Raw genomic sequence first — 12,502 nt, 5'->3', positions numbered from 1 at the left:
GAGCGGTCAGCACGATCTCATGCTGAATTGTGAACGCCTCAGACCGAGGTCGCGGCGCGCAGCGCGATGCGGATCATGTCGCCGAACGTCTGCTCGCGCTCCTGGGCGGTGGTCTGCTCGCCCGTGACGATGTGATCCGACACCGTGCAGATGGCCAGGGCGCGGCGCCCGTGGAACGCCGCGAGGGTGTACAGCCCTGCGGCCTCCATCTCGACGCCGAGCGCGCCGTGCTGCACGAACGGCTCGGTGAGCTCGGGGCGCGTGCTGTAGAACTGGTCGCTCGAGAACAGCAGGCCCACGTGCACGGCGGCGTCGAGCGGCTCGGCCTCGCTCGCCTCGACCGCGGCGCGCAGCAGCCCGAAGTCCGCGACGGGTGCGTAGTCGAGTCCGTGGAAGCGCACGCGGTTGATGCCCGAATCGGTGCAGGCGCCGTTCGCGATGATGATGTCGCGCACCTTGAGCTTCTCGGTCAGCGCCCCGCATGAGCCGACGCGCACGATCGTCTGCACGTCGTATTCCTCGAACAGCTCGCTCGCATAGATCGCCATCGACGGCTGCCCCATGCCCGACCCCTGCACCGAGACGCGGTGGCCGTTCCAGGTGCCGGTGTAGCCCAGCATCCCGCGGGTCTCGGAATACAGCTCGGCGCCGTCGAGGAAGTTCTCGGCGATCCACTTCGCCCGCAGCGGGTCGCCGGGGAACAGGACGATGGGGGCGATCTGACCGGGCTGTGCGGCGATGTGCGTGCTCATGGCCTCAGCGTACGAGGGGATCCGATGAGGATGCTCAGCCCTCGCGCCTGCGCACGATCTCGCCGATCCAGATCGGGGCGAACGGCGAGGTGCAGCCGGGGGCGGTGGGGTAATCGGCGAGCACCTGCAGGCGTTCACCGATCTCCAGCGCCCTGGCCCGCAGCTGCGGGTGGAAGATGCCGATGTTCGCGAGCGTCTCGTTCATCGCCCACTGCAGGCGCTTCGGGGCATCCACCAGGTCGCGCTCGATCAGGTCGAGCAGGTGCTCGAGGTCGAGGCCGTCGGCATCCTTCGCCACGCGCACGGTCGTGAGCGACCAGGCGGCGGCGGCGACCGTCGGGTCTGCGTCGTCGAACCAGCGCAGTCGCAGCTCTTCAGCGAGAGGAGTCTTCTTGGCGACGTAGTTCACGAACCAGTCGTTGATCTTGGGGGCCTGGGTCTGGCGCAGCATCGCGTCGAGCTCATCCGCGGTGAACTCGCGTGGCTTGCAGATGAGCAGCGCGAGCAGACGGGCGGACGTCTCGCCGGTCGCCCACAGGTCCTTCGCGAGGGCCTGGTCGGTCTTGATGCGCTTGGCCACCCCGCGCAGCCGGCTGAGGTTCATGCCGTGGTCGTCGCCGCGCTTCTCGTTGGCGGCGCGCATCTTCGGATCCTCGAGGGCTGCCAGTTCGGCGAGGGCTTCGGGCACGGTCATGTCGGGCATGTGACCAGGGTAGGCCTCGGGTGCTTGTCAAGGCCCGCGCTTCAGGGGCTGATGGCCCGTAACCTCGCGTGCACGCAGACCGAACGCCGACGAGAGGAACGCGCATGAACCGCGACAGCAATGACATCGAGTCCGAGCGCAACGACATCAGCACAGAGCCGTCGCCCGGTGCGGAGGAGAACGACAACCTCGGCACCGAAGACAACAAGGGAGAGCCGGCGACGGCCGTCCCCTCGGGCCCTGCCTCCGACGACGACGGCGACGTGCTCGCCGACGACCCCGACCAGGACTGACCCCACCGCCGCCCCCTCGTGAGTGGGCAGCGCTCACTCCTCCTCGACGAGCTCCCCGCGGATGCGCCGGAGGTCTTCCATCAGCGACCCGATCAGGATCCAGTGGGTCGACGACGGCGGCCGGATGACGAGCGGCGCCGTGAGCGCGGGGATCGCCGAAGTCAGGGTCTCGGGTTCGGGTGACACGTCGGCGATCTGCACGGCCAGCCGCACGTCATGCCCCGCACGCCGCAGCTGCTCGGCGATCGCCGTGACGGCCGGCTCCTGGCCGATCGAGTCGTCGTAGTGGTCGAAGTACGCACGGGTCATCCCGATGGTCTGCGTCACGATCGGTGACAGTCGCTCGAGCAGCGCCCGCATCTCGCGGAGCTCCTCGCGGTGCGTCGAGCGACGCGGATTCAGGGTGAGAGACTCCTCGCCGGCCGCGATGGAGGCCTCGGCGGCATCCTTCATCGGGCGCAGCAGCCGGGCCTCGAGCATGAGCTCCTGCAGCTTCGCGGGCGTCTGCGGTTCGGGCAGCGCGTCGGCCAGACGGTCGAGGCTCGCGGCGAGCTCGCTGCCGAGCAGTCCGAGGTCGCGGCGGGCGGGGGCGACCAGCACCGGCGGCACGATCAGCGCGTTCACGACGATGCCGATGACCACGCCGATCAGGGTCTCGAAGATGCGCGCGATCGCATAGTCGGGGGTCGAACCGAGGGCGAGCACGAGCATCGCCGAGATCGCGACCTGGTTGCCGGTGCCCGGCGTCGCCTTGAACGCCCACGCGACCAGCATCGCCACGACGATGGCGAGCAGCACGATCCAGCTCGGCGAACCCAGCAGCAGGCCGAGAGCCACCGCGATCACGACGCCGACGATCACGCCGATGCTGCGCTCGAGCGCCTTCGACAGCGACTGGTTGACGCTCGGCTGCACGACGAGGAGCGCTGCGATCGCGGCGAACACGGGCAACTGCCCCGGAACCACCCAGCCGGCCAGCAGCCACGCGGCGATCGTCGCCGCGGCGGACTTCACCACCTGCAGCAGGGGCGAGCGCTTCGAGGCGCGGATCGCGGCGTGGATGCGCATGCACTCCACGCTACTCGCGCGCATGCTCGGTCGTGGCGCCCTCGATGTCAACCCCGTCGCGGATCCCCGTCGCATGCAGCTGAATGGGATCACACGAACGACGAACAGTGAGGAGCATCACATGGCGCAGATCATCGAGACCATCGACGTACACGTTCCGGTCGACATCGCTTACAACCAGTGGACGCAGTTCGAGAGCTTCCCCCACTTCCTCGACGAGGTCGAGTCGATCGTCCAGATCGATGACACGCACAACCGCTGGACCGTGAAGGTCGGCGGTGCGACGCGTGAATTCGACGCCGAGATCACCGAGCAGCACCCCGACGAGCGCGTCGCCTGGAAGAGCGTCGGTGGCGACACCGAGCACGCGGGCGTGGTGACCTTCCACAAGCTCGAGGACCTCACGACTCGCGTGACGGTGCAGATCGACTGGGAGCCCGAGGGCCTTCTCGAGAAGGTCGGCTCGCTCGTCGGCGCCGGCTCGCACGCCGTGAAGAAGGACCTGAAGAACTTCAAGGAGTTCATCGAGAAGCGCGGCGCCGAGACCGGTGCCTGGCGCGGCGACGTCGACGCCTGATCGACCCCTGATCCGAGGTCCGGGCGGTGGTGCCCCCATCACCGCCCGGGCCTCTTTCGCTGCCTGCTCGCAGTCTGCCTGCCTGCGGCCTAGGGCGCGCTCGACGCAGAAGATAGGGCATCCTCCCGATGTCGACGGGGCACCTCAGAGCGGAGTCTGAGGACATCCCAACTGAGGAGATGTCATGTACGAGCACCCCTACTTCGCCGAGAAGATCAGCGAGTACGAGAACGAGCGTCTGGAGCAGGCGGCTGAACGCCGTCGTTTCCTCGCCGAGCACGCCGACCAGATCGTCCCGCGGACGCCCGGTCCGGTGGGACGGTTCGGACAGCGGATGCTGCGCACAGTCACCCGGCGACAGTCGAATGAACCGGATGCCTCCGCGCATGCTGCCGCGGACGTTGCGCCGGATGCCGCCGCGGCCGCCCCACGCACCACGACGGTCGCTCCGCGAGCCTCGCGGGTCGCTGCGCCCGCTGAAATGGCGCCCGCTGCACCAGCCGCCAGACTGGCCGCCGTCTGCTGCGAGCCCGCGGCGGTTCGGTGAGTTCGGCATCCCTGGCACCGACCGCGCCACCCCGCCCGGATGTCGGAGGGGAGTGGGACGATGAGTCCATGTCACTCTCCGCCGCGAGCGCTGCGATGGTCGGCCGAGAGGCCGAGATCGCAGTCGTGCGTGGCCTCTTCGACCGAGTCGTCGAGGGGGTTCCGCTCGCGGCGCTCATCGAGGGCGAGGCGGGCATAGGCAAGTCCCGGCTGCTGCGCGAGTTCGGCGCCGAGGTGGTCAACCGAGCCGATGTGCATGTCGGGTGGTGCCTCGATCTCGGGGCCTCGCGCACGCCCTTCGGGCCGATCACCGGCATTCTTCGCTCGATCGTCACGCGCATGGGCGCGGATCGCGTGCGCGAAGAGCTCGGTGTCGGCGTCAAGGCTCTGGGGATGCTGCTGCCCGAACTCAATCCCACCGAGCGCTCGCAGACCAGCCCAGACAGGCTGCGCGATGCGATCGCGGCACTCATCGAGGCTGCGGCCGAGCATGCGCCGCAGGTGCTCGTCGTCGAAGACCTGCACTGGGCGGACGAATCGACCCTCGCGCTCCTCTCCTTCCTGCTGCGCACGCTGACCCATGGGCGCATCCTTCTTCTCCTCACCTGCCGCTCCGACGACGTCCGCCGCGGAGACGCGGTCAGCCGGTTCATCGGCGAGTCCACTCGCGCGCGCCTGCTCGAGCGGGTCACCGTCGAACGGCTCGAGGCCTCGGCGGTTCGCCAGCTCGCCGAATCGATCACCGGGCAGCCCCTCAGCGATGCGGCGCTCGAGCGCATCCAGGACCGCGCCGAAGGAGTTCCCTTCTTCGTCGAAGAGCTCGCCGGATGCTCCTCGGGTCCGCTTCCGGGCAGCCTGCGTGATCTGCTGCTGGCCCGTTTCGACCGACTCGGCGATGACGCGAGGAGGGTGGTGCAGGTGGTCTCGGGGGCGGAGCGTCCGCTGACCCATCCGCTGGTCACGCGGCTCGCGGGTCTGGCCGAGGCGCGCTTCGATGAGGCGATCCGTGAGGCGACGCTCAGCGGCATCCTCGTCGTGGCCGACGACGACTATCGATTCCGGCACGCGCTGCTGCGCGAGGCCGTGCACGACGATCTGCTTCCGGGTGAGAGGGCGCGGCTGCACCGAGCGTATGCCGAGGCGCTGGAGGAGAACGGCGACGGCTCCGACACCGCCGACTCGGCCGCGCTCGCCTATCACTGGCAGCTCGCGCAAGACGACCACCGAGCGCTCGCCGCGGCCGTCGCCGCGATGTTCGATGCCAAGTCGCGGTTCGCCTTCGCGAGCGCGGCACGCTTCGGAGAGCTCGCCCTCGATCTGTGGATCCAGGTGCCAGACGCCGAGAGCATCGCGGGTCTCGGTCGCCTCGACATGCTCCGCACCCTGGGGTCGGTGCTGCGCAATGCAGGCGACGGCGAGCGGGCGCTGGCCGTCGTCAATCTCGCGCTCGGGGAGGTCGACCCCGACACCGTCGACCCGCGCATGCATGCGAGTCTGCTGCGAGACAAGGCCTACTACATGATGCACCTCGGCCGATCGGGGCCGATCCAGCTGCTGCAGCAGTCGCTGAAGATCCTCGAGAGGCAGGTGGACGACGATCGACTGCGCGCATCGGTGCTCAATCAGCTCGCGAGTCGCTACATGATCGCCGGGCGACTCGATGAGGCGATCGCGCTGGCGACCGAGGCCGGTGAGCGCGCCGAGCGGGTCGGCGCCGACGATGAGGCGTCGATCGCGGCGAACGTCCGCGGCGGGGCTCGAGCGCATCTCGGTGATCTCGAGGCAGGGCACCGGGAGTATGCGGCCGCGCTCGATCTGGCGCGGGGTGCGAGCCCCGAGATGCGATATCGCGTCAACTACTCCGACCTGCTCGGGCTGCTCGGGCGCTACAGAGATGCCGTCTCCGTCGCCGAAGACGGCCTGGCCCGAGCGCGAGCATTCGGCGTCGAACGCACGACCGGTGCGATCATGACGCAGAACATGGCCGTGCCGCTGCTCGAGATGGGCGAGATCGACCGGGTCGAGGGGATGCTGTCCCGCGAACTCGCGCAGAGGACGCTGCGCATCTCTCACATGTACTCCACGATGACCCGCGTGCGCGTGCTCTCGTGGCGAGGGCGACACGACGAGGCGGCCGAGATCCTGCGCGAGTGGCATCCCGCCTTCGAGGAGACCGGTCGTGTCGAGCGGCAGATCTGGTATGACGAGGTGATGATGCGGGTCGCCGTCGCCGAGGGGGGAGGAGACCTCGCAGGTGCACTCGACGAGGTCCGCGCGATGCTCGCCGATGACGGTCCGGTCTTCCTGCACCAGAGGCGGCTTCTTCTCGAGGCGGGCTGGTTGATCGCCGAGCTCCGAGCGGCGGGTGTCGACGTCAGCGAGGCGAGCGACGAAGTCCGAGCGGCGTGGCTCGCCCAGCCGGGTCAGCTGCTCGGCGACACGTGGTGGTCGATTCTCGAGTCGCTGCTGTCGCCGTCGACACCGAGCCTGCGAGAAGCCGTCGAACTCGCCGACGGCGACGACGTGCCCGTGACCTTCCGCCTCATCACTCGGCTCGAGCTCGCCCGGTTGCTGGTCGATGCCGGCGATCGCTCCGAGGCGACGGCGGTGCTCGCCCATGCGATGAACGAGGCCGAACGCCTCGGGCACGTTCTTCTCACCCGGACGATCGGTGCGTTCGCGGCTGCGGCAGGCCTCGCGGCGGTACCGGCGAGTGCGCAGCGCGCGGAAGAGTCCGACCCGCTCACGGCCCGCGAACGGCAGGTTCTCGACCTGATCGCCGAGGGGCTGAGCAATCGTCAGATCGGCGAGCGGCTCTTCATCAGCGTCAAGACGGTGAGCGTTCACGTGTCGGCCGTGCTGCGAAAACTCGGCGTCAGCACGCGCACCGAGGCGGCGGTCCTGCAAAAGAATCCGAAGTTCGGGGTTTCACGTCAGGATGCCGTGGTACGTTGAGCTTGCGCGTATGTCGGACGTTCCGTCACGGCGCAGGCCGCGCAAGCGGCCGTTTGAAAAGAAAGTAGAAAACACATGGCCACTGGCACTGTGAAATGGTTCAACGCTGAAAAGGGCTTCGGCTTCATCGCTCCCGATGACGGCACGGACGACCTTTTCGCCCACTACTCGGCAATCACCGGCTCCGGTTTCAAGGAGCTCCGTGAGAACCAGAAGGTCGAATTCGACGCTGAGCGTGGCCCCAAGGGCATGCAGGCTGCGAACATCCGCGCTCTCTGAGCGCGAGCAGACTTCCTGAAGCCGGTCGGATCCTCACGGATCCGGCCGGCTTTCTCTATGCCCGAGCGCTTTCCGAGACGGACGTGATGCGGTGCGAGGTCAATAACGCATCTGAGCGGGCGTGCGGGGTCAATAAAGCATCCGAATCGGGCGTGGGGGATGCGTTTTTGACCCCGCACGCGCGGACTCGCTACTGACCGCTGCGGGATCGAGCCTGCATCCGGACATGCGTTTTTGACCCCGCACGCGCGGGATGGACGCCGCCCGGCGCCCGAACCCGAGATGAGGCTTGCCTAACTTTCTGTTAGATTAGGCCAGGCTTACCAAAGCCTGGCGCCCCTCTGCGCCGCACCCCCTCATCCCAACCCGAAGGGAATGCCTGTGCGCACCTCTCGTCTTCTCGCCGCCGGTGTCGCCGCGGCCCTCGCCCTCGGCCTCACGGCCTGCGCGACGCCGTCGAACGACTCGACCTCCGACTCCGCCGGCGGCAACCCCGCCGATGACAGTGCCTTCCCCGTCACGATCGAGCACGCGTACGGCGAGACCACCATCGAGACCAAGCCCGAGCGCGTCGCGACGATCGCCTGGGCGAACCACGAGGTTCCCCTCGCGCTCGGCATCGTTCCCGTCGGCATGAGCAAGGCCACGTGGGGCGACGACGACGACAACGGCATCCTGCCCTGGGTCGAGGAGAAGCTCGACGAGCTCGGCGGTGAAGAGCCCGTGCTGTTCGACGAGTCCGACGGCATCGACTACGAGGCCGTCGCCGACACCGAGCCCGATGTGATCCTCGCTTCGTACTCCGGCCTCACGCAGGAGGAGTACGACACTCTCTCGAAGATCGCTCCGGTCGTCGCGTACCCCGAGGTCGCCTGGGGCACGCCGGTCGACGAGATGATCGAGATGAACTCGAAGGCTCTCGGACTCGAAGCAGAGGGCGATGCCCTCATCGAGGATCTGCACGCCGACGCCGAGGCCGCTCTCGAGGAGAACAGCGCTCTCAAGGACAAGAAGGTCCTCTTCGCCTACATCGACCCGAGCGACCTGAGCCAGGTCGGCTACTACACGGCGATCGACACGCGCCCCGGATACCTGCACGACGACCTGGGCCTTCCTCTGCCGTCCGTCGTCGAGGAGAACGCCGACAGCGACCAGTTCTATCTGACCGTGAGCTCCGAAGAGGCCGACAAGTTCGCTGACGTCGACGTCTTCGTGACCTACGGCGACGAGTCGCTCATCGCGACGCTGCAGGCAGACCCGCTGCTGTCGAAGATCCCGGCCATCGCCGAGGGCCGCATCGCGATCCTCCCGGATGCCACTCCGATCGCCGCGTCGGCGAACCCCTCGCCGCTGTCGATCCCGTGGGGTCTCTCCGACTACCTCGGCCTGCTGGCGGCACCGCTCGCCGCGAAGTGACCTTCAGCGTCACCCTCGCGCACTGAATTCCCGTGACCGCTGTCACCCTTCCCATGCCGGGCACCGCAGACCTGCGGCGCCCGGCATGGGCGCGCTCGCTCTGGCTGCTCGTCGGTCTCGGAGTGCTGCTCGTGCTCTGCATCCTGTCGATCTGCTTCGGCGTGCGCTCCGTGAGCATCGACGACATCTTCGCCGCGCTCAGCGGGCAGGATGACACCCTCGCCCAGGCCGCGATCATCAAGCGCTTCCCGCGCACCGTGCTCGCGCTCCTCGTGGGTGCCGCCCTCGCCCTCTCCGGCGCGACGATGCAGGCGGTCACCCGCAACCCGATCGCCGATCCCGGCATCCTCGGTGTCTCGAACGGCGCCTCGCTCGCCGTCGTCATCGGTCTCGCGTTCATCGGCCTCACCGACGCATACAGCCAGATGGCGCTCGCGATCATCGGCGCCGCACTCGCCGCAGCCTTCGTCTACACGGTCGGCTCGCTCGGCCGCGGCGGCGCCACTCCTCTCAAGCTCGCCCTCGCGGGTGCAGCCACGTCGGCCGCCTTCGCCTCGCTCATCAGCGCCATCATGCTGCCGCGCGTCGACCTCCTGCAGGCATTCCAGTCGTGGCAGATCGGGGGCGTCGGCGGCGCCGAATGGCCGCGCATCGCGATCACGGCGCCCGTGCTCGCGCTGGGAGCGCTGATCTGCTTCGTGAGCGCCCGCGGCATGAACTCCCTCGCCCTCGGCGACGACATGGCCAAGGGTCTCGGCGAGCACGTCTTCCGCACGCGCCTCATGTCGGCGCTCGGCGCCGTGATCCTCGCCGGCGCCGCCACCGCCATCGCGGGTCCGATCGGCTTCGTCGGACTCGTCGTTCCGCACGTCTGCCGGATGCTGATCGGCACCGACCACCGCTGGCTTCTGCCGTTCTCGGCCATGGCCGGCGCAGCGCTGCTTCTCGCGAGCGACATCGTCGGCCGCGTGATCGCGCCCTCGTCGGAGGAGATCCAGGTCGGCATCATCACCGCGATCATCGGAGCCCCGTTCTTCATCTGGATCGTCCGCCGTCAGAAGGTGCGTGAACTGTGAGCACCATTGACCGAGCTGCGGCCCAGACTCCTGCGGCATCCGAACGAAGGGGCGGGTCCGTCGCCGCGATCGTCGCCGGCCGTCGCTCGCGACACCGCCGCCACGCGGTCGCGACCATCGTTCTCGGCGCGATGCTCGTGGTGCTGTTCGCCGTCGCCCTGATGATCGGCAACACGTTCTATCCGCTCGACGAGGTGATCCGCGTCATCGTGGGCGAGACGGTTCCGGGGGCGTCGTTCACGGTGGGTGAGCTGCGTCTGCCCCGCGCGGTGCTCGCGATCCTCGCCGGGTTCGCGTTCGGCATCGCGGGCGTCTCGTTCCAGACGCTGCTCCGCAACCCGCTCGCGTCTCCCGACATCATCGGCATCTCGAACGGCGCCGGCGCCGCTGCGGTGTTCGGCATCGTGGTGCTGTCGTTGAACGGCCCCGTGGTCTCGCTCCTGGCTCTCGTCGGAGCGATCGTGACCGCGGGCATCATCTACCTGCTGTCGATCAAGAACGGCTTCGCCGGCACACGACTGATCCTGATCGGCATCGGCGTCGCGGCGATGCTGCAGAGCGTCATCTCCTACATGCTGTCGCGCGCAGCGAGCTGGGACATCCAGACCGCGATGCAGTGGCTCACCGGAAGCCTGAACAATGCCTCGTGGGAGCGCGTCATGCCGCTCGCGATAGCCGCGGCGGTGCTGATGCCGCTGCTGCTCTCGCAGGGGCGCGCGCTCGGAGCCATGCAACTCGGCGATGATTCGGCGTCCGGTCTCGGCGTGCGGGTCAACACCACCCGCCTGCTTTTCATCCTGGGTGCCGTCGCCCTGCTCGCCTTCGCGACCGCGGCCTGCGGCCCCATCGCGTTCGTCGCGTTCATGGCGGGTCCCATCGCCGCCCGCATCACCGGCCCGGGAGCGAACCTGCTGCTTCCGAGCGCGTTCGTCGGTGCCGTGCTGGTGCTCGGCGGCGATCTGCTCGGCCAGTTCGCGTTCGGGGATCGCTACCCGGTCGGCGTGATCACCGGCGTGCTCGGCGCTCCGTATCTCATCTTCCTGCTCATCCGCACCAACCGCTCGGGAGGCTCACTGTGACCGAGGCGCACACTCTGACGGCCGAGTCCGTCACGCTCGCCTACGGCGACCGCACGATCATCGACGGCCTCGACCTCGCGATCGCCCCCGGCAAGATCACGACGATCGTCGGAGCCAACGGATGCGGCAAGTCGACGCTGCTGCGCTCGCTCGCGCGTCTGCTCTCGCCGACCGCCGGCCAGATCGTGCTCGACGGCAAGTCGGTGCACGCGCGCCCCACCAAGGAGGTCGCGCGCATCCTCGGTCTGCTGCCGCAGTCGCCCGTCGCGCCGGAGGGCATCGCCGTCGCCGACCTCGTGGGTCGTGGCCGGCATCCGCACCAGAAGATGCTCGCCCGCTGGAGTGCCCACGACTACGAGATCGTGGCGGACGCCCTCGAGGCGACCGGAACCACCGACCTCGCCGACCGCAGCGTCGACGAGCTCTCGGGTGGCCAGCGTCAGCGCGTGTGGATCGCGATGGCACTCGCGCAGGAGACCGACATCCTGCTGCTGGACGAGCCGACGACGTTCCTCGACGTCGCGCACCAGGTCGAGGTGCTCGACCTGCTCACCGACCTGAGCGTCTCGCGCGGCACCACGATCGTCATGGTGCTGCACGACCTCAACCTCGCCGCGCGGTATTCCGACGAGCTCGTCGCGATGAAGGAGGGCAGGGTGCACGCCACCGGCGCTCCGCAGGATGTCGTGACCGCCCAGCTCGTCGAAGAGGTCTTCGACCTCGCGAACCAGATCACCATCGACCCGGTCTCGGGAAAGCCGATGGTCACCCCGATCGGAAGGCATCATGTCCGCTGAGACGACGACCGAACGCCCCACCTACGTGCTGGCCCGCGCCGAGGTGCGCGCGGTCGAACGGGTGTCGCCGAACTTCGTGCGCGTCACCTTCGGCGGTGACGACCTCTTCGAGTTCGGCACGCCCGGCGACACCTTCGACTCTCGGATCAAGATCGTGTTCCCGCCGGCATCCGGCATCCTTCCCGAGCTCGATCGGGACACCGACGACTGGTGGGGGTCGTTCCTCGCCGTGCCCGAGGACGAGCGCGGATCCATGCGCACCTACTCGGTGCGCGAGCTTCGCGTGACGGATGCCGGCACCGAGCTCGACGTCGATTTCGTGCTGCATCTGGCGCCTGGACTGACGGGCCCCGCGTCGAGGTGGGCCGATGCGGCCGCCGCCGGCCAGGAGCTGTTCATCGTCGGACCGCGTCGCGGGGTCGCCTCAGCGGCTCACGGCGGTGCCGAGTACGAGCCGGGCACCGCGACGTCGGTCGTTCTCGCCGGTGACGAGACCGCGGCTCCCGCGATCGCCCGCATCCTCGAAGACGCCCCGAGCGACCTCCGAGGCTGCGCGTTCATCGAGGTGCCGACTCCCGCCGACATCCTGCGCATCGACGCTCCCGCCGGCGTCGAGGTGCACTGGCTGCCCCGCGATGCGGGCGAGCCTCACGGTGTGCGTCTCATCCCCGCCGTGCTCGAGTACCTCGGCGATGCGGATGCCGCCGACGAGATCGACGTGAAGGACATCGAGTCCGAGGACCTGCTCTGGGAAACCCCCGACTACTCGGGCCTCGGCGAGGAGATCGCGGCGGCGGATGCTCCCGCCGAGCGCTACTTCTGGATCGCCGGCGAGAGCGGCGTCGTCACCACATTGCGCCGTCACCTGGTCAAGGACCTCGGCATCGACCGCTCCCAGGTCGCCTTCATGGGCTACTGGCGCCGAGGCGTCGCGATGCGCGGCTGAGCCGCCTGCTTTCGC

Annotated in this window: 13 protein-coding genes; 10 read left to right on the top strand and 3 right to left on the bottom strand. The window is 68.6% G+C overall.

Annotation, left to right across the window (positions count from 1 at the left end):
- Positions 1-38: 38 nt before the first annotated feature.
- Positions 39-752 (bottom strand): purine-nucleoside phosphorylase, encoded by a 714-nt coding sequence (deoD, locus tag RU09_RS05170; protein WP_042538203.1) that lies wholly within the window; start codon positions 750-752, stop codon positions 39-41.
- 34 nt (positions 753-786) lie between these two features.
- Complete coding sequence (locus RU09_RS05165) at positions 787-1,455, bottom strand: DNA alkylation repair protein (protein ID WP_042538201.1); 669 nt, start codon at positions 1,453-1,455, stop codon at positions 787-789.
- A 104-nt stretch (positions 1,456-1,559) separates the two neighbouring features.
- Here RU09_RS05165 and RU09_RS05160 point away from each other — a divergent pair, with 104 nt between their 5' ends.
- The gene (locus RU09_RS05160; RefSeq protein WP_042538199.1) at positions 1,560-1,748 is read left to right on the top strand and encodes a hypothetical protein; all 189 of its coding nucleotides are present in this window, start codon (positions 1,560-1,562) and stop codon (positions 1,746-1,748) included.
- A 33-nt stretch (positions 1,749-1,781) separates the two neighbouring features.
- Here RU09_RS05160 and RU09_RS05155 read toward each other — a convergent pair whose 3' ends face one another.
- On the bottom strand, positions 1,782-2,816 hold the full coding sequence (locus RU09_RS05155) for an FUSC family protein (protein WP_042538197.1): 1,035 nt from the start codon (positions 2,814-2,816) through the stop codon (positions 1,782-1,784).
- 121 nt (positions 2,817-2,937) lie between these two features.
- Here RU09_RS05155 and RU09_RS05150 point away from each other — a divergent pair, with 121 nt between their 5' ends.
- The 9 genes from RU09_RS05150 (at position 2,938) to RU09_RS05110 (ending at position 12,487) form a co-directional block, all read left to right on the top strand.
- Positions 2,938-3,393, top strand: coding sequence for an SRPBCC family protein (locus tag RU09_RS05150; RefSeq protein WP_042538348.1), 456 nt, complete (start codon positions 2,938-2,940; stop codon positions 3,391-3,393).
- 184 nt (positions 3,394-3,577) lie between these two features.
- A complete protein-coding gene (locus RU09_RS05145; RefSeq protein ID WP_042538196.1) occupies positions 3,578-3,940 on the top strand; it encodes a hypothetical protein in 363 nt (120 codons plus the stop codon).
- A 68-nt stretch (positions 3,941-4,008) separates the two neighbouring features.
- A complete protein-coding gene (locus RU09_RS05140; RefSeq protein WP_042538193.1) occupies positions 4,009-6,894 on the top strand; it encodes a helix-turn-helix transcriptional regulator in 2,886 nt (961 codons plus the stop codon).
- A gap of 75 nt (positions 6,895-6,969) precedes the next feature.
- Positions 6,970-7,173, top strand: coding sequence for a cold-shock protein (locus tag RU09_RS05135; protein WP_042538190.1), 204 nt, complete (start codon positions 6,970-6,972; stop codon positions 7,171-7,173).
- A 381-nt stretch (positions 7,174-7,554) separates the two neighbouring features.
- Positions 7,555-8,589, top strand: a complete 1,035-nt coding sequence (locus tag RU09_RS05130) for an iron-siderophore ABC transporter substrate-binding protein (RefSeq protein WP_042538345.1) — start codon at positions 7,555-7,557, stop codon at positions 8,587-8,589.
- A 53-nt stretch (positions 8,590-8,642) separates the two neighbouring features.
- Positions 8,643-9,665 carry a FecCD family ABC transporter permease gene (locus RU09_RS05125; protein WP_042538343.1) on the top strand — a complete coding sequence of 341 codons (1,023 nt, stop codon included), beginning with the start codon at positions 8,643-8,645 and terminating at the stop codon, positions 9,663-9,665.
- Positions 9,662-10,744: a FecCD family ABC transporter permease gene (locus tag RU09_RS05120; RefSeq protein WP_079112091.1), complete on the top strand. Its 1,083-nt coding sequence runs from the start codon at positions 9,662-9,664 to the stop codon at positions 10,742-10,744. Before RU09_RS05125 ends, RU09_RS05120 begins: the two co-directional genes overlap by 4 nt.
- Positions 10,741-11,541 (top strand): ABC transporter ATP-binding protein, encoded by an 801-nt coding sequence (locus RU09_RS05115; RefSeq protein ID WP_042538187.1) that lies wholly within the window; start codon positions 10,741-10,743, stop codon positions 11,539-11,541. The genes RU09_RS05120 and RU09_RS05115 overlap by 4 nt, the downstream gene beginning before the upstream one ends.
- Entirely contained in the window at positions 11,531-12,487 is a 957-nt protein-coding gene (locus RU09_RS05110; protein ID WP_042538185.1) for a siderophore-interacting protein, read from the top strand. The genes RU09_RS05115 and RU09_RS05110 overlap by 11 nt, the downstream gene beginning before the upstream one ends.
- The last annotated feature ends 15 nt before the right edge of the window (positions 12,488-12,502 follow it).

It is taken from the genome of Microbacterium sp. MEJ108Y (genome assembly GCF_000834175.1).
In the GTDB taxonomy this organism is placed as follows: Bacteria; Actinomycetota; Actinomycetes; order Actinomycetales; family Microbacteriaceae; genus Microbacterium; species Microbacterium forte.
The sequence above is the reverse complement of the archived record's forward strand: the minus strand, read 5'-3'. Positions and strand labels throughout refer to the sequence as shown.